The following is a 21,929-nucleotide window of genomic DNA, read 5'->3' as shown; positions in this document are numbered from 1 at the left end:
TGTTTATACTATGAATGATCTATTCAATCAAAATCTAAATCGTTGGTTGCGGGAAGTGGCGGATGGTTGCCACGAGATAGCCGTGAACCCGGCTTATGACATGGACGTGGATTTTTACGCCTTCCAGTCCAAGGTGAGCTATCAACCGGAATTAATGATTATCGGAAGTAATCCTGGGGGGAATGAAAAGTATTCCGAGATGAACCGGAAACGGGGACGGGAACGCCGGGGTGCGGATGATCTTGGCGTTTGCGATTGCAATCAATTCCTTGCTAATGACGGTTGGGGAAGTATGCGGAGCTTGTGCGATTTGTTTTCCGGAGCCGTGTTGCGTCCGGTGTTCGAGGAGGCAGTAGTGACAAACGTGGTTTATTTCAACACGGGGACTTTTCGTGAGTTGCAACAACGGATGAATCGGGGCGGAAGGGAAGCTTTGCGGTTTTGCGTGGGGAAAACGATGGAATTGATACGTGATATAGTGCGTCCACGTCACGTGTTGTTGATGGGGAATCCTGCACGGGATCATTTGACAACGTATTTTGATAAACCGTTACAGCCATTGCTGGTTACGCCCGTGGAGGGGTGGAACCTGATTCGGGAAACCACGATAGATGGTATCCCGACTTATTGCATCCACCATCCTGCGCTTAATCGCAAGTTTAACACGGGAGAGGACCAAGAGCTTAAACGGAAGATGTTTGAAACGATATTTTCTTGATCCAATCGATAAAGACGAGGATGGGGACGTGGATGAATATCGTTACGAGTACACATTAGAGGGAACAAACAAGGGGTTTCTCCTTGGTTCCCGGCTCTCAAGTATTGATTACCTATTGATCAAGTATTGATTACCTATTCTTTAACCAATAGATGATCAATACTTGGTCAATACTTGATCAATAGGTGAATGCCGTGAACCAGGGAGAAACCCCTTTTCAAGGTATGTTTTGTTATGATTTTTTTCAAGGTGTTTTTTTTGTGGAGTTCATTCGCGGTTCTCTTCCATAAATTCCTCGTATAAAGCCACGGGACCGTAATGCCACAGTTTAGTACTCTCGTCTTCTAATTTCTGGTAAGTTTTGGAGTAATAGAATTTTCGTATCGCATCAATTATTGAACCTCCATGCTCTTTCACGTATAATTGTGCGAAAAGACTGACTTTGGAGGGTAACAGCAAGTAAAGATTTTTATTTGTGATTTTTCTGTTCATATAGCACCTCCTTGGCTTCTAAAAAAGTTAATTTCATAGAGTTTCTTCCTTTCGTTTTGTGATATAATTCTCTATTTCTTCTAGTAATCATTGCCGGCTTTGGGTATGTAATACTTCAAAATTGTCAGTCAAATATTGTGATATCCCGTACTTTTCAAACAAATTCATCACTTCTTTGCCTGAAAGATTATATTTCATTTTATATTGTTCGATACAAAATGAAATAAAATAAGCTATATCTAATTCCTTCTTATCCATGTTAAAGTTTTTTCAGAAGATCTTAGCGACATCGAATTATTGTATATCCGTTTGCAAAAATAAGAAAATACGAGCAAGAAAGCAAGTGCAAGAAATTGGGTGGATGAAATAGCTTTTAGTTATATTGTAAAAATCGCCATTTGAGAGTATGTTTTTTACGTAAAAATCGCCATTTTAGAAAACAATTACTATATTTGCAAATAAAGATTGGAAGTTTAGCTATGGAAACAATAAACAGAATACTTCGAGATAGAATCACGGCTCGGATTTCTCCGGGGAAGGTCGTTTTGATTTTCGGTGCGCGACGCGTGGGAAAAACGGTACTGATGCGCACAATCGTGAATGGCTATTCCGGTCGGACCATGATGCTCAACGGGGAAGATTACGATACATTGGCGTTATTGGAGAACCGGACAGTGTCGAACTATCGACATCTATTGGAAGGCATTGATCTGTTGGCCATCGACGAGGCGCAAAATATACCGCAAATCGGTAGTATTTTGAAATTGATTGTTGATGAAATACCGGGTGTGAGCGTATTGGCAAGTGGATCGTCTTCTTTTGACTTGCTCAATAAGACGGGAGAACCGTTAGTCGGACGCGGGACGCAATTCCTGCTTACGCCATTCTCACAGCAGGAAATCGCACAAACGGAAAATGCGCTTGAAACACGTCAGAATCTGGAAGCCCGCTTGATTTACGGTTCCTATCCGGAGGTGGTGATGCTGGATAATTTCGAGCGTAAAACGGATTATCTGCGCGATATTGTAGGGGCTTATTTGCTAAAGGATATTTTGGCGATCGATGGACTGAAAAATTCGAGTAAGATGCGTGATCTGTTACGACTGATTGCCTTTCAGTTGGGAAGTGAGGTTTCCTATGAAGAATTGGGCAAGCAACTTGGAATGAGCAAAACGACTGTTGAGAAGTATCTCGATTTGTTGGAAAAGGTATTTGTTGTTTATCGCCTGGGTGCGTATTCCCGTAATTTGCGCAAGGAGGTTACGAAAGCCGGGAAATGGTATTTTTACGATAACGGCATCCGTAATGCCATCATCGGGGCATTCTCTCCGTTAGCAATCCGGCAGGATGTCGGCGCATTGTGGGAAAACTATATCATTGGCGAGAGACGAAAGGTCAACTTTAACAAGGGACAACATAAGGAATTTTTTTTCTGGCGGACATACGACAAGCAGGAGATCGATCTTGTTGAAGTGAGTTCGGAGCATTTGACGGCTTTGGAATTTAAATGGGGCAATAAAATGCCTGTTGTGCCGAAAGCATTTCAAGAAGCGTATCCGCATGCGGAATTTCACGTCGTGAACAGAGATAATTACCTGGAATTTATAGAAAAATAAAACTTTGTCGCGCTAGTCTTGGTTATTTCCCGGAATATGTCTAATTTTAAAACACCGTAATTCTGTCGTCTTCGGAATGTCTGCGGCATATTATGGTCTGGTTTTTGCAAGTTTCAAGTATGAACTAAAGAAATAACCTCATGGGAAATAGTGTAACATATAAAATGAAGACTGCCTTAGGAGCAATCGGGGCGTGTTTGTTATTGGGATGTCTTGTTTCGTGCGGTAGCTATAAAGAGTTGGATATCGACGTGTTGAAGCCGGGTGGGATCAATCTCGGGAACGGGGACGCGCAGATCATGTTTATCGACCGGAAGATCATCCACGTGTCGGATTCTTTGGCGGCTCCACAGTTGTATTCTTCCTTGCGATTAAGACGGGATAATCTGGTGACGTGCTTCTATGACGGGCTGCGTGACGGGTTGCGTAATGGAATACGCCCGGTGTTGCTGGTTCGGGGATTGGGATTAAAACCGACTTATATTACCGACGGGATGGAGCCGGAACCGATATCCCCGGAAGGCATCAAGGCTCTGGAGAAAACTTCCCGGATGACGCACGTGCTCGCGGTGGAATATTGTAAATTCAACCTGGACTTCTCGGGACGTTTGGTGCTGGATGATAATCTGTTTGTCCGGTTGTACGATGCCAACGGGCAGGTGGTGGATTCCATGAACAGCCAGAAAATGGAGGTGAAGCATAGCACGTACGAGGGGGAAGACGATTACGCCACGATATGCAATTTCTTTTACGATAAGGGATGGAGTTATGCCGAGCGGCTGACCCCGATGTGGACTCCCGAGAGACGGAGGCTGTACACGGACAACCGGGTGTTGAGCGTGGGATACCATTTTTTCCAGAATGGGGATATGAATGAGGCTCGCCGGATATGGGAAGCAGCTTTGGCTCTGAAACCGAACGTGGCGGCAAAAGCGGCGGTAAATCTGGCTTGGCTTTACGAGAAAGACGGGAACTTTTCGGGGGCAAAGGCTCTGCTGGAAGCGGCGGAGAAAACGCTGCAGAAAGCCAATATCAGCAATAAAGTGTCCGTGTATATCAAGGAATATATCGAGGTACTCGACAGACGGATAAAGGATGAAACTAAAATAATGGAACAGATATAAACGATTAAAAAGCATGGAAAATTTCGATTATTACAATCCCGTGAAGATACTTTTCGGGAAAGGGAAAATTGCCGAGATCGGGAAATGGATACCCAGGGGTATGAAGATCATGATGACTTACGGGGGCGGAAGTATCAAGAAAAACGGGGTTTATGACCAAGTGATGAATGCCTTGCAAGGATTTGATATCGTGGAATTCTCCGGTATCGAACCCAACCCGCATTACGAAACGTTGATGCGTGCCGTGGAGATGGCAAAACGCGAGAACGTGGGATTCCTGCTTCCCGTGGGTGGAGGTTCCGTGATCGACGGGACGAAATTCATTGCTGCGGCTACCTGCTTCGAGGGCAACGAGCCGTGGGATATTGTTGCCAAGGGCGCCAGGGTTAACGCGGCATTGCCTATCGGTACGGTACTGACTTTGCCGGCAACAGGTTCGGAAATGAACTGCGGGGGGGTGATAACCCGCGAGTCTACACGTGAAAAGTTGGCATTCCGTTCATCACACGTGTTCCCGAAATTCTCCGTGCTCGACCCGACCGTGACCTATTCCTTGCCGATGCGGCAGGTGGCTAACGGGATCGTGGATACTTTCGTGCACGTGATGGAACAATATTATACTTTCCCGGAACATGCCGAGATTCAAGACCGTTTCTCCGAATCGATATTGAAGACGTTGATCGAGATCGGTCCCCGTCTGATTCATGACGAGAAGCCGAATTATGACGACCGGGCAAATTTCATGTGGGCTGCCACGATGGGATTGAACGGGTTGATAGCCTGCGGGGTGACCGAGGACTGGTCTACTCACCATATCGGGCACGAGTTGACGGCTTTCAACGGGCTTGACCACGGGATTACCCTGGCAATCGTTCTACCGGGCGTGATGAATGCCACGAAAATGAAACGCCGGGAAAAACTGTTGCAATTTGCCTCACGGGTGTGGAATATTGACCCGACTCAACCCGATGCCTGCGACCAGGCGATTGCCCGCACGGAACAATTTTTCAATGAATTGGGCGTGAAAACACGTTTGTCCGATTACGGGGTGGGTATCGACACGATCGACCGTATCGAGAAGCGTTTCCGTGAACGAGGCATGTTTGCCTTGGGTGGCATCGACGACGTGAACGTGGATAACGTGAGGGCGATATTGACGTCAAGACTTTAATTTTCAATTGTATGCTTCGTGTTTACCGGGCTTCCGCGGGTGCGGGGAAGACTTTTGCTTTAACGATGGAATTCTTCAAGATCGTTTTTAATTCTCCGTTGGAGTATAAAAACGTTCTGGCGGTTACGTTCACGAATAAGGCGACGGAAGAGATGAAATCCCGTATCGTGAGGGAGTTGAACAAACTCGCGGAAGGGGTGAAAAGTGATTACCGGGAGGAGTTGAAACGAACGTTGCGGCTGTCGGACGAGCAGGTGCAAGCCCGGGCGGAAGTGTTACGCACGCTGATCCTGCACGACTACGGGCGGCTGGCTGTGACTACGATCGACCGTTTCTTTCAACGGGTAATCAAGGCTTTTACCCGGGAACTTGGTATATTTCCCGGCTATAACGTGGAACTGGATAGCGATTATGTGCTGCAACGTGCCGTCGATCAGGTAATGCAGCGCATGAACAAGGATAAGGAACTTGGAGCGTGGATTACCGAATTGATGAGTGACAGCGTGGAAGATGCCCGTTCGTGGAGCGTGAAAGCCAAGATTGCCGAGTTGGGGAAAGAACTTTTCGGCGAAAGTTATATGCTCTTCGATAAGGATGTGCAGGAACGTTTCAACGATCGGGATTTCCTGAAAGTGTACAAACATTTCCTGCAAGGTATTATCACGAGATTCGAGAAACGGCTGGAAGAATACGGGCGAATAGGGTGTGGTTTCCTGGAAGAGCGGGGGCTGCGGGTAGAAGATTTCAAGAATGGCAAACGAGGGGTAATCAATCACTTCTATAAATTGAAGGAGAAAAACCTGGATAGTATTACCGATACTACCCGGAAAGCTATTGACAATCTTGACGTTTGGATAACGAAAAAAACAGAGCCAGCAGCCCGTGCCCGACTGGAGGATGCCTACACGACTTTGAACACGTGGTTGCGGGAGAGCGTGGAGTTCTACGACGAGAATTACCGGGATTACGTGTCGGCTCGTCTGTTGTCGGGTAATCTTTACCAGCTTGGGATTCTGAACGACCTGTACGGGGAAGTCCGGGATTATTGTGACGAGAAAGGGCTTATGTTGTTGAGTGATACGACTCGCCTGCTCAACACGCTGATTGCCGGTAACGATACCTCTTTTTTATTCGAGAAAACGGGTAATTTCTACAAACACGTTATGATCGACGAGTTTCAGGATACATCCACCATGCAGTGGGCGAATTTCCGTCCTCTTATTATCAACACGCTTGCCGAAGGAGGGCGTGCCATGTTGGTGGGCGACGTGAAACAAAGTATTTACCGGTGGCGGAATGGTGACTGGCGATTGCTGGCGGAGGGCGTGGAACGGGACTTCACGGCTTTCGGTACGGATAATATCGTGCTGGAGCATAACTGGCGGAGTAGCCGGGAGATCGTGGAGTTTAACAACCGTTTTTTCGTTCAGGCAGCGGGACAATTGAAGGCGTTGTATGATGCCGAGTGCGGGGAGGATAATGCTTATTCTTCCTCTATCATTGAGGCTTATAATAGACCGGAACAATTGGTTAGCCGTCCCGGTGACGGGTACGTGGAGATTCGTTTCGGGGGGGAGAAACAGGAGGAAGGAAGTGATGCCGACATCATGGAAGAAGTTGTGGACATCATTCTGGATACCGTGAGGCGGGGAGGACGCTTGAAAGATTGTGTCATTCTTGTCCGGAGCGGCAGGGAAGGGGCTTTTGTTGCCGATTACCTGATCGAGTATAACAAGCGGGAAGGAATACCTTTCCCGGTGACTTTTATATCGAACGATTCGTTGTATGTTGCTTCGTCCCCTTACGTGGAGTTGATTATCAACGTGCTGCGCTATATGGTCGAACCGTATGATGCCGTGAACCGTACCGTGTTGTTGTATAACTACCGGACATTCGTGCAAGGGGAAAATACGGCGGAAGATGATGCGCTTTTCAAGGCAGGGGGAGGAGCGGAGAGTTTTCTCGACACGTTGGGTATTCCTTTCTTGCGGGAACCGGAGCGGTTGGCTTCCGGGTCTTTGTTCGAGATCACGGAGGAAATCATCGAGGCTTTCGGGTTGAAGAACCGGGCGGAAGAATTGCCCTACCTGATTGCTTTCCAGGATATCTTGTTCGACTACGAGCGGAACAACACGAATAGCCTGCCCGTATTTCTTGAATGGTGGGAGAAAGAGAAAGATAAGAAAGTGTTGTCGACTTCCGAGGAAACGGATGCCGTGCGGATACTCACGATACATAAATCGAAAGGGTTGGAATTTAAATCGGTCATTATCCCGTTCTGCGCGTGGGATCTGGATGACACCCGCCACGGGAGGCGGATATGGTGCCACAACCGGGAGGAAGGCTTCCGGGATTTGGAATACGCCCCGTTGAACTACTCGCCGAAGCTGGCGGACAGCCATTTCAGGGAGGATTACCTGGAGGAACACATGAAAGCCTACGTGGATAACTTGAATTTGCTTTACGTGGCCTTGACGCGGGCGGAAAAGGAGTTGCACGTGTTGCCCTATGCCCCTAAGGTCTCGAAAGAAGGCAAACCTTCGGATATCGGGGCATTTCTTTATCAGGTACTGGAACAACTCGCCCTGCCCGGGTGGGACGGGGAGAATCTATGCCTGCGGATCGGGGAGAAGAAGACGATACCCGTTGCGGCTACCACTAGTGGCAATAACACGTTGAATTTGTCGGAATACCCGATCTACAATCTGAACGACCGGGTAAGCGTGCGTTATAAATATGAAGACTATACTGATCCGGAGAGCATGGAAACTACCGCCGTGGACGAGGGAAAGATGTTGCACGAGATTTTCCGGCGTATCGAAACGGTGGAGGATATCGACCGGGCTGTTGGCGATATGTATCGATCCGGACTGATAAACGGCACGGAACGGGAATCGTACCGGGAGCAGGTACTAGGATATTTAAAAAACAATATCCCTTCGGAATGGTTCGATGGTAAATACAAGATTATCAATGAACGGGACATCCTTTTCCGGGGAAGTGGCAAGGCTCGTCCCGACCGGGTAATGACGGACGGGGAAAAAGCGATTATCGTGGACTACAAGTTCGGACGAAAAGAGGAGAAATCATATCTCCGCCAAGTTAGCTTTTATTGCAAAACCTTGAAGCAAATGGGATATACCGACGTATCGGGTTATATTTGGTATGTCACGTTGAATAAAATCGTTCCCGTAAATGCTGATCAAGTACCTATCCAGTTGCAGCTTTTTAATTGATTAATAAATCAGGTTGTGAACTTTTTATCGCGGTGTTAATGAAATTGAAAGGGGAGAATTTTAGCGTGACAAAGAAAGAATTACTTACGCTTGTCGCGCTGGGGATGATGTATTGCGGTTCGGCGCTTTTCTTGTTCTGGGGTTATCATTTTTTTTTTATTTTTGCGGTAGTTCAAAAAAAGTATAAAAGAATATAAGTAAACATTCATTTGGGATAGTATGAAAAAGGTTGTATTATATATTGCAATGAGCCTTGATGGATATATCGCAGATTGCAAAAAATCTGTGAGTTGGATAAAAGGACAAGATGATTCCGTGGAAATGCTGGATACATATTCGGATTTTTTTAACAATGTAGATACTGTTATCATGGGGAAAAGAACCTATGAACAAATAACAACGGAGTTATCACCCGATAGATGGCCATATTCCGGAGCTATAACCTATGTTTTTACTCATGATGCATCGATGACTGACACGAAGGATATAAAATTCACAAATACTAATCCATGCCGACTTGTAAATATTCTTAAGGAAGAAACGGGAAAGAATATTTGGATTTGCGGAGGAGCTGATGTTATAAATCATTTGATGAAAGAAGATTTAATAGACATATTCCATATCTCAATAATACCTACCATTCTTGGCGGAGGTATAAAGTTATTTGAAGAAACAGATGATATGATAAATTTGAGCTTGGTTAATACATTGAATTATAATGGAGTGATTGAGGTTGTTTACAAGCGCAGATAAACTCCATTTTTTCATCTCTGCGATAGTTTTTATATCAATCCATTGTTCTTTGAAGCAATATAACATTGTCGTCGTTTTTGAAAGGGTTCCCTAACAACATCGCATTATGATAGAAAACAGCCATTTAAATCATTTTATTGAATCACAGATAAAATCTGAATATTTGTCCGTTCCTTCCAAAACAATTCTTTTGAAGGAAGGAAAAGTTGCAGAAAAACTCTATCTGATCCGTAAGGTTGTCTGTGGCAGTCTTTATATAATGGAGGGAAAGACATTACTTTTCAATTCTTTTTTGAGGGGAATTTTGTCGCTTCATTTGATAGCCTATATAAATGCACACTGAGCTTTGGATGTATTCTTACTTGTATTAGACATATACTAAAACGAATCCATTTATTACGCAAATCGCTAAAATAAAAAATGACAACTTTTAGTTGTCATTTTTTATTGCTTTTATCTGCGGTAATCCATTCGTTTTTTACCGAGAGGGATGCTGCATCCGATATAGGCGTTAGCACGGTTGGCATCGCCCGGGGCTTTCGTCATCAAGTAGTCGGAACCGATGAATATAGGACCTAATTTCAGACCGATACCCACGGTTTTGAATTCACTGTGAAGGAATGAATAACTCAACGTGGCACCGAACCAGTTTCTCGGGCGGTAGTTCGCAGAAACCGTTAATTCCGAATATGATTTCGGTAGCGTGAATTGAGTTGAAGATAGTACACCGAAACCGAGTTTGTTGTTCAACAAGGTGATCTCTGCTCCCAAGTTCAAAGTAGAACGAAGGGTCGTTTTACGGCTTTTGGCGTCTTCCTGTGTAAATTGAATCAAATCGAGATCGAAGATGTCAGTATTACTAACATAGTTTTCGTAATCATCGGGATTGATGTTCTCGTAATCATCCGGATCAATGGAGCCCAAGATTTCACCATAGGTATGGGAGCCTTCGGTTGTAGCTATCGTGGTATGTGATTTCGACCAGTTGATGAAACCTAAATCGATGATAGCTGCCGAAACAGTCAGGTTGTTTAATATCTTGTAACTTGCCCCTAAATCAACACCAAAACCGAATCCGGAAATACCCGGAGTGTCGATATCGATATCGTTGATATAATTATGTTCCGAATCGTATTCGAGTTCCAAACCTTTCATGGATGCTTCCAGTTTTCCTTTCGTGGTGACTTCCCATTTTTCCATATCTTCGCCTGCATTCACGTAGATTTTGTCAATTTTTGCATCGAGGTTACCTATACCGACTAATACTTTGAAACGTCCACCGATATTCAGCTTGTCTGTTACCGGACGGGAATATCCCAAGCCGATTTCAGAAAAGATATCGGCATGAAGCTCCATGTTCTTGATGTCATATTTGTCCCCGACCTGAAATTTGTCGGCATAACGGGCAAATTCAAACATCGTTTTTGGGATGGAAGCACTAATAATTGCTCTTGCCCCCAGGTTAACCGTCCAGAACCCTTTGCCGCTGTAAAAACCGAAAGAGAGAATGTCGGTCGTGAAGTCGATATTCATGGTGTTCTTGTTATCCAAGCGGTTCATGAATTTGTCGCTTTCCAGGAAACCATTTTTGTTTTCAATGATGTCGACGAAATCGTCGATGGTTAGTTTATTGGAAGAGATGGATAACCCCAATGCTCCAATTGCCGGGATATTAAAATAGCCTCTTGCCGGTTGTAAAGCCGGATTCATTTTAAGCCTTGCCGGAACGTTGTCCATAAAGTAAGAGGTACGGAGTCCTTGGGCATACCCATTCGTCATCCCTAAAACTGTCAGCAAGCCAACCACACAGGCTGCTTTCAGTAAGTTGATACTTTTTTTCATAAATCAGTGTCCTTTTAAATATACAATTTTGATATTTCTTGGTACAAAATTGAGGTTTTATTTTAGGATAGCCAAGGATTTTTATTGTTTTTTTGTGACGTTTTAGAGGAAATGGGGCGTATTTGTTGTTTCATTATTTGGAAGTAAAAATAATAAAGCCTATCTTTGCACTCGCAAAACAGGAAATTGTTTTGATTGTATTGCGGGATGGAGCAGTTGGTAGCTCGTTGGGCTCATAACCCAAAGGTCGTTCGTTCGAGTCGAGCTCCCGCTACAAAAAAAAGAGATTGAATTTTCAATCTCTTTTTTTATTCTAAAACAAGAAGAGTAGGGGATTACATGGTAACCCCGATTACTCCTTTAGTGGAACTTTCCAGAAAATCAATAATAGTCTTTATTTCGGTACCCACGGATATGGTTTCCTTGATCCGGAGCAATGCGCTTTCCAGACTACTTCCGCATTGGTACACTTGCCGATACGCTTTGGCAATGTCGTCTATGACGGTTTCCGTCAAAGCGTCTTCCTTTCTCAAGACCGTGGCGTTTATCCCGTAATAGCTGATCGGGTTATGAGCCGCCACGATGTAAGGAGGAACGTCTTTATTTGCCCGGCAGCCGTCCTTGACAAAAGCCCAAGTCCCGATACGGCAACCGTGTTTCACGATTACCCCGCTTCCCAGGATAACATTGTCCTCGACAATGCAATTGCCGGCAGTTTTGGCGGCATTTCCCAACACGCAGCAATTGCCGAGGTGAGTGTCGTGTGCCAGGTGCACGCTTTCCAGCAAAAAGTTTCCGTCCCCCACGATGGTACAGTCTGTAGTGTTCGTACCCCGGTTGATGATCACTTTCTCGCGGATCGTGTTGTTGTTGCCGATTTTCAGAATGGTATCATCTCCCTTGAACTTGAAGTCCTGGGGGGTGGCACCAATGATGGCGCCTTGATAGATGGTGTTGTTCGTACCCATGCGGGTACCGCTTAACACGCTGGCATAGGGCATGATCGTGCAATTGTCACCAATCTCTACATTGTTGTCAATGTAGGCGAAAGGATGAATGGTAACGTTCTTTCCTATTTTCGCGTTGGGATCGACATAAGCTAATGGACTAATCATATTTGTATGTTTTAAAGTTTATTCTGTTCGTCCGCCACCCAAAGCGTGGTACAAGTTCACGACTGCCTGCATTCTTTGAAATTCATCGGAAATACCCGATAGCTGTGCGCTTAGCAGGGATTGTTGAGCCGTAAGTACTTCCAGATAGGTGGACGTTCCTAAGGTTAGTAATTCTCGCGTGTAATCCACGGATTTTTCCAAAGAAAGTATTTGTTTCTCCCGTTGGATGATTTTATCCTGTGCCGTTTGGTATTGGGTCAAGGCGTTGCTGACCTCGCTTCCCGCGTTCAACAGGCTCTGCTCGAAATTGATCAAGGCTTCTTCCTGTTGTGCTTTGGCGATTCTTAACCGTGCCGTAAGGGCACCTTTGTTAAAGATCGGTTGCGTGAGGGCGCCCACGGCAGATGCGATCATCTTGCCGGGATTGACAATGCCCAATCCGGAATTGTTTGTCCAACCTAAAGTACCGTTGATCGACAGTTGCGGGTAGAAAGACGAGCGTGCTTGGTTCGTGTTGTAGAACGTGGAGGCGAGAGCCATTTCCGCGGCTTTCACGTCCGGACGATTCGATAATAATTGCACGGGGATTCCCGCGTTCAATAAAGTCGGGAGGTCTTGGTTTTCCAGTTTACTCCGTTCGATTCTTTGGGGTGCCTGTTTAAGTAACAAGGATAAGGAATTTTCTGTTTCCCGGATACTTTTCTTTAGATCGGGGATGGAAGCGGCTATCATGTAACTGTTTGCTTCACTTTGGGCGATAGCAGCTTCGTTCACCATTCCGGCTTCTTTCATGGCTTTCATGGTTTCCACGGTCTTTTGCCAGAGTAATGAAGTTTCTTCCGTGATAGCCAGTTGTTTGTCCAGCATCAGCAAAGTGTAATAAGCATTGGCTATGGCAGAGATCACTTGTGTCTGTACGGCTTGTTTGTACGCTTCGCTTTGTAACAGGGTGGCTTTGGCTCCCCGTTTGGCGTTAAGCAATCTCCCGAATAAGTCTATTTCCCAACTGGACACGACGGGCAGGCTGTAAGTCTGCGAGGCTTTGCTCTTGTCGAAACTGCTCACCGTTCCCTGGGGAGATAATCCCAGGGAAGGCAAATAGGCCAAGCGTGAAGACATCAAGCCGGCTTCAGCCTCTTTTACTTTCAGTATGGCGGTTTGGAGGTCGCTGTTGCGTTCCAGCCCTAACCGGATAAGTTGTTGCAATTGCGGGTCGGTGAATACCTTTTCCCACGGTAAATTCCCCATGTTTGTCGTGTCGGAAGCCAGCGTATCCGTCATGGAAACAGGGTCGCGATACAATCCTTGGGTGTCTACTTCCGGGCGGTTATAACGTTTATAAACGTTGCAACTGCTAAGTACGGCTCCCAGGCAGAGGGTATATATGGTTATTCTTTTCATTTTTACTCTATTTTGTGTATTGTTCAATATCAGATTCGAGTTCGGTGTTATCCGTGTCATGCCATTCGATCGGTTTGATCTTTTCCTGTAAGTATTGGAACGCCACGAATAGTGCCGGAACCGTGAAGATCTGGCAGATCATACCGATTAACATACCTCCGATGGCACCGGTTCCCAAAGAACTGTTTCCGTTAGCACCGACGCCGCTGGCGAACATCAACGGCAACAATCCGATTACCATTGCCAAAGAGGTCATCAAGATCGGGCGAAGACGGGCAGAGGCTCCAAGCACGGCAGCGGAAACGATACTCATACCGGAAAGACGCCGTTCAAGCGCGAATTCGGTAATCAAGATGGCGTTCTTTGCCAACAATCCGATCAACATGATTAACGCGATCTGCATATAGATGTTATTTTCAATGCCCATGAAGGTGGCGAAAATAAAGCTACCCATTAACCCGAAAGGAACGGAAAGGATAACTCCCAAGGGCAATATATAACTCTCGTACTGGGCACTCAACAACAAGTACACGAATACCAGACACAACAGGAAGATCATGGCAGTGGTGCTTCCGCCGGTACTTTGTTCCTCGCGGGTCATACCGGAATATTCATAACTGTATCCCGTGGGCAGGGTTTCCGCGGCAACTTCCTCGATGGCTTGGATGGCTTGCCCGGAACTATACCCGTCGGCAGGCGAACCGTTGACACTCATGGCGGTAAACATGTTGAACCGTTTGATATTATCCGGTCCGTATATTTTCCGAAGGGTGATAAATTGAGTGATCGGAGCCATTTCATTTCCGTTTCTTACCATGATCTGGTTGAGCGTTTCCGGGTTTACCCTGAAATTGGCATCCGCCTGAATCATGACACGGTATAATTTACCGAACCGGTTGAAGTTTGACGCGTACAATCCGCCGTAGTATCCTTGTAAAGTAGTTAATAGGAGGTTGGGGGTAAGCCCGGCTTCTTTACACTTGGCTACGTCGATATCCACCATATATTGCGGGTAATTGGGATTGAAAGAAGTACGGGCGGCAGCGATTTCCGGGCGGGCGTTCAACTTCTCCAGGAAGTTTTGTGCCACGCTGTAAAAGTCGTCCAGGCTGCCTCCGGTCTTATCTTGCAAGTTAAACTCGAAACCGTTGGTGATACTGTAACCGGGAATCATCGGGGGGGCGAACAAGAGCACGCGGGCGTCTTTGATCAAACCCTGTGTCTGCATATACAATTGCCCGATGACACTATTAATGTCTTGACCCTTGCCCCGTTCATCCCAAGGTTTCAGGCGGCATATGAATGTTCCGTATGAACTACCTTGCCCGGCGATAAAACTATATCCGGCAACTTCGGTACGTCCGTCAACGGCAGGATTACTGGCGATCAGGCTATCCACCTGTGCCAATGCTGCCCGTGTTCTCTCCAACGAAGTGGCAGGAGGGAGGTCAACGATCGCGAAGAATGTCCCGGTATCCTCGTTTGGAACGAGTCCCGACGGGGTAATTCTCATCAAGCCGACCAATACGACGATACTGGCTGCAACGCAGGCAAAACTTATGATTTTGTGTTTAACGAAGAAATTCACGCCTTTCTTGTATTTTTCCAGGGTGACATCATAGGCTGCATTGAAAGCCGCATGGAATCGGTTGATGAATCCTTTTTTCTTTTGTTCTTTATCATGAGGTTTCAGGAACATCGCGCATAGAGCCGGGCTCAAGGTCAACGCGTTGATCGCCGATAACCCGATGGCGATAGCCATGGTCAGGCCGAACTGGCGGTAGAAAGTACCCGAAGTTCCTTCCATAAAACTCACGGGAATAAACACGGACATCATGACTAGGGTAATGGACACGATGGCTCCCGAGATTTCATTCATGGCGTCGATAGAAGCCTTCAGTGGCGATTTGTAACCTTGGTCGAGTTTTGCGTGCACGGCTTCGACAACAATAATGGCATCGTCGACGACGATGGCGATAGCCAGAACAAGCGCGCAAAGGGTCAGCAAGTTCATACTGAATCCAATCAGGTTCAGCACGAAGAATGTACCGACCAATGCCACGGGAATCGCGATAGCGGGAATCAACGTGGAACGGAAGTCCTGCAAGAAAATAAATACAACGAGGAATACCAGAATGAATGCTTCAATCAAGGTCTTCAATACTTCATGGATAGAGGCGTACAAGAAGTCGTTCGCGTTCAAAAGGATACTGTATTCTACGCCCGGGGGAAAGTCCTTGGAAGCCTCCTTTAACAGGACTTCGATATCTTTAATAATCTGTGTCGCGTTAGAACCGGCTGTCTGGAAGATCATACCCGTGACACCCGGGTGTCCGTTAGAACGAGTGGCATAACCGTAGCTCAAACCGCCCAGTTCAATGCGGGCAATGTCTTTCAGGCGAAGGATTTCGCCGTCAGAGGTGGCACGGATCACGATATCTTCAAATTCCTCCGTGGTCTGCAAACGCCCCTTGTATTTCATGATATACTGGAAAGACTGGTCACCGCTTTCCCCGAACTGTCCCGGGGCGGCTTCGATATTCTGTTCCGCCAGGGCTGCCGTCACGTCCGAAGGCATCAACTGGTATTGAGCCATAACATCCGGTTTCAACCAGATACGCATGGAATAATCCGCACCCAACACCATCGCGTCGCCCACGCCGGGGACACGTTGGATTTGGGGAATAAGATTAATCTTCACGTAGTTTTGTATGAAAGTTTCGTCGAATTTATCGTCAGCACTGAAAACAGTGAAACCAAGCAACATACTGGTTTGCCGTTTACTGGTGATCACACCGACTTGTGTGACTTCGGCGGGCAGAAATCCCTGGGCTTTGGCAACGCGGTTTTGCACGTTCACGGCTGCCATGTCGGGGTCTGTGCCTTGTTTGAAATATACTTCAATCGTGGCTTCCCCCGTGTTTGTCGCGGTGGAAGTCATGTACATCATGTTCTCCACACCGTTGATTTGTTCTTCCAGCGGGGCGATCACGCTATTCAGCACGGTTTGGGCGTTGGCTCCCGTGTAAGTTGTACTCACGCGTACCGTGGGTGGTGCAATATCCGGGTATTGGGTTACGGGGATAGATACTAGCCCCAGAATACCCAAGATCACGATAATGATGGATATAACCGTGGAGAGTACGGGGCGTTTTATAAATTTATCTAATTTCATAATTACTGATTCATTTTAGTACATGATCTAGTGTCGGGCTGTCGCTTGTTGACGTTTCGCTGCGGACTCGGCAGGCGTGATGGGTTTAATGGTAATGCCGTCTCTCACGGTAGTTCCAACACCTTCTACCACGATGCGGTCACCTATTTTCAGCCCGGAAGCCACCACGTAATTTTTCCCGTCATTCACGGGGAGAATCTTTATTTCTGTTGTTTTTACGACGGAACTGTCATTAACCACGAACACGAATTTTTTGTCTTGAATTTCCATGGTCGCTTTTTGAGGAATAACAATGGCGTTATCGTCCTCTTGCGGTAGTAGAATGACTCCCGAGCCCCCGCTACGCAATATGCCGTTCGGGTTCGGGAAGGTTGCCCTCACGCTGGCGGCTCCGGTTGTTTGGTCGATCACGCCGCTAAGAGTTTCGATCTTGCCTTTTGCGTCGTAAATGGTGCCGTCCACCAGTTGCAATTGTACTGCCGGCATCTGGTTCAGGGCGCCTTGCGTGGCACCGTTGCTTTCGCGGGTCAGTTTAAGGATGTCTTTTTCATTCATGGAGAAATAGATGTACATTTCCGAGTTATCGGACACCGTGGTTAGCGGGGTTGCCGAACTCGGGCTGACCAGGCTTCCTACACGGAAAGGAATTTTTCCCACGACACCGTTGGAAGGACTCGTGACATTCGTGTACGAGAGGTTTTTCTCCGCGTTGACCAATTGGGCTTCAGCCTGCGCTAATGCCGCTCTCTGGGTGGCAAGCGTATTTTTCGCCATTTGCAATTCGTATTGGCTGATGATGTTCTTCTCTGCCAATTTTTCTTTATTCTCCGCGGTTAATTCTGCCGTTGCCACGTTGGCTTTTGCCACGTTCACTGCCGCACGTGCCACGTTTACGGCTTCTTCGTATTGAACGGGGTCAATAATGAATAAGGTTTCCCCCTTCTTTACTGCTGCGCCTTCGTCCACGCATAACTTCGTGATGAATCCGCTCACGTTGGGACGAATCTCCACGTCCTGCCGACCTTTGATTCTTGCCGGGTAAGCGCTATTCAGTTTCGACACGCTAGGTTCTACTGTAATTACGGCATACTCGGGAACTCCGGCTTGACGTCCCTGTTGTTGATTGCTACAAGCAAAAAAAGTTATCCCCAATGCGATGATAAATAATCGTTGAGATAAAATAATCATTGATTTTTGCATTTTCATATATTGTCTTTTAAATGATTGTATCTGATGAAGACCATAGGTTGGCATATTTCAAGACTTAAGCTATATAGGCAAACACTGTACCAAATCGATACTGTGAAAAGATTTTTTCTTGCATTTTTGTAGAAAAAGTATCATATAAGGTTTCTATTAAATATTTTTACACAATGATGATACGAGGTAACATAAAATCGGGTTTAAAAAATTACGACTTGATAAGGAATTATTATATTTGTAAATGTTTTATATGGAAGCATTCATCAAGAAAATACGAGAAGCGTACCCGTTGTCGGACGAAGCCGTCTGGCTTTTGAACCGGGGGGAAGGACAGGGACCCGAAGCGATGCCCTCTGTCAATGCTACCGTTCACTTGTTTTTGTTGGCATTAATTCCAACCTTGATTTCCGATTTGACGTTAATATTGGCAATACAGCACGTGGGATCGACCACGGCAGCCATTCTAGGGTGTATGGAGCCCTTGACAGCCGTGAGCATGGGAGTCCTTTTCCTGGGAGAATATTTCGGTTTCAGCCAGTTGTTGGGTGTACTGATCGTGTTGGTTGCGGTATTTATCGTTATTTGGGCGAATACCCCGGGGCATTTCTCCATGAAGCGTTTGATTCCGGCATTTATAAGGATTAGAAAGTAAAACTAAGAATAGAATGATGATGAACTTGATAAGAATAACAGAACCCGGTGATCCCCGGTTGGAAAGACTGATTCCCCTTTACGAGGAAGCCTTTCCGGAATGTGAAAGAAGAGATATTCGGCAATTGAAACGGTTGATGCTCGAGAAACCCGAAATGTATTTCAACGCGATCGAATGTGACGGTGTGTTGGCTGGACTTTTTATCTATTGGGATTTACGTGATTTCTATTACCTGGAACATCTTGCCGTGTTTTCCCAGATGCGCAATTTGAAAGTGGGGCAACAAGTGCTGGACTACATTGCCGAACATTTAGGCGGTCTGCGTTTGCTTGAAGTGGAGCCGACGAATGACGAGATGACTATCCGTCGGGTGAATTACTATCGCCGGAATGGTTACGAGGTCCTCGATAAAACCTATATACAACCTTCCTACCGGGATGAAAGTGAGGCGGGTAATTTATGGATCATGGGAAACCATTCCACCGATCGTTTACAGGAATATATTGAGCGGATCAAGAATATGATTTACAGGGATCATTACAGGTAAAAGAAAAAGGATCGATTTTATCGATCCTTTCTTTTGTAGCGGGAGCCTGACTCGAACAGACGACCTTTGGGTTATGAGCCCAACGAGCTACCAACTGCTCCATCCCGCAATGTTAGTCAAAACTATCTCTGTTTTGCGTGTGCAAAGATAGTATGTTTTTCTTATAGATGCAAGTATTTCCATCTTTTTTTAGAATAAATAAAATTAATGCGGGTAGGGTAGACATGAAAAAAGGAATAGTTTCGACTATTCCTTTTTAATATCGAGAGAGTTAGGCGTTATTTGCCTAACATTTCACATATCTCGTTGAACACGTGTTCTCCGGTAAACCCGAATTTCTCGTCGAGTACTTTAGCCGGGGCTGAGTATCCGAAGTGGTTTACGCCGTGGATGCGACCGTTGCAACCCACCAAACCTTCCAAGGTTGTGGACAATCCAGCTGTCAGACCGAATTTCGGTTTGTTTGCCGGGATCACTTGTTCCTGGTAAGCCTTGTCTTGGTGACGGAATAAACCTTCCGAGATCACGGAAACGACACGTGAAGTAATGCCTTTGCGTTCGTGCAGTAATTTAGCTCCTTCCACCAGAGTGGCAACTTCCGAACCGGAAGCGATCAATACCACGTCGGGATTCTCGGCAGTTGCGCATACCACATAAGCGCCTCTCTCGGCTTGTAATGCCTCGGCGTAACGGTCAGTACCCGGAAGATCGGTGATGTTCTGGCGGGAAAGGATCAACGCGGTAGGAGTGGAGGTGTTCTCCATAGCCATCTTCCATGCTACTGAAGTTTCGGCAGCGTCAGCCGGACGCAATGCCAACAAACTCATCTTGCCGGAATGATTATCCATTTTTTCCATCAAGCGCAATTGAGCCTCGTGCTCTATCGGTTGGTGGGTAGGACCGTCTTCACCAACACGGAAAGCGTCGTGTGACCAAACGTATTTTACTGGTAATTCCATCAATGCCGCCAGACGTACTGCCGGTTTCATGTAATCCGAGAACACGAAGAACGTTCCGCACGCCACGAATATTCCACCGTGAAGGGCGATACCGTTGCAGATAACAGCCATCGTCAATTCGGCAACACCGGCTTGGAAGAATGCCCCGCTGAAATCACCTTTCACGAGGTCACGGGCACCACCTTTGATGAACCCGTCCGTCTTGTCCGAGTTACTCAAGTCGGCAGAAGAAACGATCATGTTTTCTACTTGCTTAGCCAAAGCCATCAACACGTCGGCAGAAGCTGCACGTGTGGCGATGTTCGGCTTGTGTTGGATTGCTTTATAATCAATCTCGGGAGCTTTCCCGGATAAGAACTTGTGCAATTTGGCTGCCAGTTCCGGGTTTGCTTTTTCCCAAGCGGCTTGCTCTGCTTTTTTCGCTTTGGCGTAAGCCCGTTTCTGGTCGAGTACCTTGGCGTAGAATTCGGCTACTTCCGGGAAGATCGTGAAAGGATTCTGGGGATCGCCACCCAAGTTCTCGATTGTCTTCTCGATAGAAGCACCCGCACCCGTCAAAGGTTGTCCGTGGGTAGACACTTTATCGGAGAAATCTTCCCCGTTCGGTCCCATGGCACCTTTACCCATCAAGGTCTTACCGATAATCAGCGTGGGACGTTCTTTCTCCTCGTTTGCGGCTTTCAAGGCACCGATAATCTCTTCGGCGTTGTTACCGTTGATCGTGAGCACGTTCCATCCCCAAGCCTTGTATTTGGCGGCAGTATCCTCGTGAGTTACTTCGTTTACACGGGTAGACAATTGCACTTCGTTGGCATCGTAAAACATAATGAGATTGGATAATCCTAGCGTTCCGGCAATACGTCCGGCACCTTGGGATATTTCTTCCTGGATACCCCCGTCAGAGATAAATGCGTAAGTCTTGTGAGCCATCCATTCCCCGAAACGGGCAACCAGGAAACGCTCTGCGATAGCGGCTCCGACAGCCATGGCATGACCTTGACCGAGAGGACCGGAAGTATTCTCCACGCCTCTTTTGGGATCGACTTCCGGGTGACCGGGAGTAACGCTTCCCCATTGACGGAAGTTTTTCAGATCTTCCATGCTATACGTGCCGATCAGGCTCAACATGGAATACAACATCGGTGACATATGCCCCGGGTCAAGGAAGAACCTATCACGGTTCGCCCAAGTCATATCGTCCGGATCGAAGTTCAAGAATTGAGAATACAACACGTTGATGTAATCAGCACCACCCATGGCACCACCCGGGTGACCAGATTTAGCTTTTTCAACCATAGAAGCTGAAAGAATACGGATATTATCCGCTGCTCGATTAAGGATTTTCTCCATGCCTATATTTTTTGATGATAATTTTTAATTTTCGGCAAAGGTATGTTTTTCCGTTGGGAATTCAAAGCGACAAAAACTGAAAAACCTTCTCTTGGTTAGGAGGGTATTTACCAGTTAACGTAAGGATTTCGGGAAAGCATCGCGTTGTAGTACTTCCGGTCGCCGGTCACTTCCTCGCCTAGCCATGCCGGACGGGAGAAGTTTTCGTTTTCATTTTTCAGTTCAATTTCAGCAATCACGAGCCCGTCGTTTTCCCCGTGAAATTCGTCCACCTCGAACAGATGCCCCTCGTGCCGGATCAAATAGCGGGTCTTGTCGATGATGCCCGGTTCGCAGAGTTGCAACAATTCTCGCGCTTCTTCTACCGGGATCTCCTTTTCCCACTCGTAACGGCTGGTTCCGGAAGCATTTCCTTTCCCCTTGATCGTGATAAATCCTTTTTCTCCCTTGATCCTCACCCGAACCGTGCGTTCGGGCGAGGAAGAGAGATAACCTTGCGTGACACGGGTAGACACGTGTGATTCCGTCTTGAAATTGCCTTTCACCAGGAATTTGCGTTCTATTTCCAATGCCAT

At 46.5% G+C, this 21,929-nt stretch carries 17 protein-coding genes and 2 tRNA genes; 9 read left to right on the top strand and 10 right to left on the bottom strand.

The features are described from left to right. Nucleotides 1-10: 10 nt before the first annotated feature. Nucleotides 11-718, top strand: a complete 708-nt coding sequence (locus A3CY_RS0103195; RefSeq protein ID WP_018336453.1) for a hypothetical protein — start codon at nucleotides 11-13, stop codon at nucleotides 716-718. A gap of 267 nt (nucleotides 719-985) precedes the next feature. Here the strand turns inward: A3CY_RS0103195 and A3CY_RS0103185 are convergent, their stop codons facing one another. Both A3CY_RS0103185 and A3CY_RS22380 read right to left on the bottom strand, forming a co-directional pair. After that, the gene (locus tag A3CY_RS0103185; protein WP_018336451.1) at nucleotides 986-1,210 is read right to left on the bottom strand and encodes a hypothetical protein; all 225 of its coding nucleotides are present in this window, start codon (nucleotides 1,208-1,210) and stop codon (nucleotides 986-988) included. Nucleotides 1,211-1,297: 87 nt separating this feature from the next. Beyond that, nucleotides 1,298-1,468 (bottom strand): DUF3791 domain-containing protein, encoded by a 171-nt coding sequence (locus tag A3CY_RS22380; RefSeq protein WP_018336450.1) that lies wholly within the window; start codon nucleotides 1,466-1,468, stop codon nucleotides 1,298-1,300. Nucleotides 1,469-1,689: 221 nt separating this feature from the next. Between A3CY_RS22380 and A3CY_RS0103175 the strand changes: the two genes are divergently transcribed. The 5 genes from A3CY_RS0103175 to A3CY_RS0103150 all read left to right on the top strand — a co-directional run bounded on the left by A3CY_RS0103175 (nucleotide 1,690) and on the right by A3CY_RS0103150 (nucleotide 9,110). Beyond that, nucleotides 1,690-2,826, top strand: a complete 1,137-nt coding sequence (locus A3CY_RS0103175) for an ATP-binding protein (RefSeq protein WP_026207246.1) — start codon at nucleotides 1,690-1,692, stop codon at nucleotides 2,824-2,826. A gap of 140 nt (nucleotides 2,827-2,966) precedes the next feature. Beyond that, a complete protein-coding gene (locus A3CY_RS0103170) occupies nucleotides 2,967-3,950 on the top strand; it encodes a tetratricopeptide repeat protein (protein WP_026207245.1) in 984 nt (327 codons plus the stop codon). 13 nt (nucleotides 3,951-3,963) lie between these two features. Then, nucleotides 3,964-5,121 carry an iron-containing alcohol dehydrogenase gene (locus A3CY_RS0103165; protein WP_018336446.1) on the top strand — a complete coding sequence of 386 codons (1,158 nt, stop codon included), beginning with the start codon at nucleotides 3,964-3,966 and terminating at the stop codon, nucleotides 5,119-5,121. An 11-nt stretch (nucleotides 5,122-5,132) separates the two neighbouring features. Beyond that, on the top strand, nucleotides 5,133-8,357 hold the full coding sequence (locus tag A3CY_RS0103160; RefSeq protein WP_018336445.1) for a UvrD-helicase domain-containing protein: 3,225 nt from the start codon (nucleotides 5,133-5,135) through the stop codon (nucleotides 8,355-8,357). Nucleotides 8,358-8,576: 219 nt separating this feature from the next. After that, nucleotides 8,577-9,110, top strand: coding sequence for a dihydrofolate reductase family protein (locus A3CY_RS0103150; protein ID WP_018336443.1), 534 nt, complete (start codon nucleotides 8,577-8,579; stop codon nucleotides 9,108-9,110). A 453-nt stretch (nucleotides 9,111-9,563) separates the two neighbouring features. On the opposite strand, the gene A3CY_RS0103140 is transcribed toward A3CY_RS0103150, so the two are convergent. Beyond that, nucleotides 9,564-10,952, bottom strand: a complete 1,389-nt coding sequence (locus A3CY_RS0103140; protein WP_018336442.1) for a DUF5723 family protein — start codon at nucleotides 10,950-10,952, stop codon at nucleotides 9,564-9,566. 201 nt (nucleotides 10,953-11,153) lie between these two features. Here A3CY_RS0103140 and A3CY_RS0103135 point away from each other — a divergent pair. Then, nucleotides 11,154-11,226 (top strand) — tRNA-Met (locus A3CY_RS0103135). Between the two features lie 61 nt (nucleotides 11,227-11,287). On the opposite strand, the gene lpxA is transcribed toward A3CY_RS0103135, so the two are convergent. From lpxA to A3CY_RS0103115, 4 genes are read right to left on the bottom strand one after another with little or no spacing between them, the layout of a single operon-like run. Continuing rightward, nucleotides 11,288-12,067, bottom strand: coding sequence for an acyl-ACP--UDP-N-acetylglucosamine O-acyltransferase (gene lpxA, locus A3CY_RS0103130; RefSeq protein ID WP_018336441.1), 780 nt, complete (start codon nucleotides 12,065-12,067; stop codon nucleotides 11,288-11,290). 18 nt (nucleotides 12,068-12,085) lie between these two features. Beyond that, entirely contained in the window at nucleotides 12,086-13,468 is a 1,383-nt protein-coding gene (locus A3CY_RS0103125) for a TolC family protein (protein WP_018336440.1), read from the bottom strand. Between the two features lie 7 nt (nucleotides 13,469-13,475). Next, nucleotides 13,476-16,643, bottom strand: a complete 3,168-nt coding sequence (locus A3CY_RS0103120; protein ID WP_018336439.1) for an efflux RND transporter permease subunit — start codon at nucleotides 16,641-16,643, stop codon at nucleotides 13,476-13,478. A 27-nt stretch (nucleotides 16,644-16,670) separates the two neighbouring features. Further along, nucleotides 16,671-17,849 (bottom strand): efflux RND transporter periplasmic adaptor subunit, encoded by a 1,179-nt coding sequence (locus tag A3CY_RS0103115; protein ID WP_051082670.1) that lies wholly within the window; start codon nucleotides 17,847-17,849, stop codon nucleotides 16,671-16,673. A 247-nt stretch (nucleotides 17,850-18,096) separates the two neighbouring features. Here A3CY_RS0103115 and A3CY_RS0103110 point away from each other — a divergent pair, with 247 nt between their 5' ends. Beyond that, nucleotides 18,097-18,498, top strand: a complete 402-nt coding sequence (locus tag A3CY_RS0103110; protein WP_240388113.1) for an EamA family transporter — start codon at nucleotides 18,097-18,099, stop codon at nucleotides 18,496-18,498. A 16-nt stretch (nucleotides 18,499-18,514) separates the two neighbouring features. Further along, nucleotides 18,515-19,045 carry a GNAT family N-acetyltransferase gene (locus A3CY_RS0103105; protein ID WP_026207244.1) on the top strand — a complete coding sequence of 177 codons (531 nt, stop codon included), beginning with the start codon at nucleotides 18,515-18,517 and terminating at the stop codon, nucleotides 19,043-19,045. A gap of 36 nt (nucleotides 19,046-19,081) precedes the next feature. Here A3CY_RS0103105 and A3CY_RS0103100 read toward each other — a convergent pair. The 3 genes from A3CY_RS0103100 to A3CY_RS0103090 all read right to left on the bottom strand — a co-directional run bounded on the left by A3CY_RS0103100 (nucleotide 19,082) and on the right by A3CY_RS0103090 (nucleotide 21,929). After that, nucleotides 19,082-19,154: transfer RNA gene (locus tag A3CY_RS0103100), tRNA-Met, on the bottom strand. Nucleotides 19,155-19,323: 169 nt separating this feature from the next. After that, the gene (locus A3CY_RS0103095; protein WP_018336435.1) at nucleotides 19,324-21,354 is read right to left on the bottom strand and encodes a transketolase family protein; all 2,031 of its coding nucleotides are present in this window, start codon (nucleotides 21,352-21,354) and stop codon (nucleotides 19,324-19,326) included. Between the two features lie 107 nt (nucleotides 21,355-21,461). Then, complete coding sequence (locus tag A3CY_RS0103090; protein WP_018336434.1) at nucleotides 21,462-21,929, bottom strand: CYTH domain-containing protein; 468 nt, start codon at nucleotides 21,927-21,929, stop codon at nucleotides 21,462-21,464.

The sequence above is a fragment of the Butyricimonas synergistica DSM 23225 genome (assembly GCF_000379665.1).
In the GTDB taxonomy this organism is placed as follows: Bacteria; Bacteroidota; Bacteroidia; order Bacteroidales; family Marinifilaceae; genus Butyricimonas; species Butyricimonas synergistica.
The sequence above is the reverse complement of the archived record's forward strand: the minus strand, read 5'-3'. Positions and strand labels throughout refer to the sequence as shown.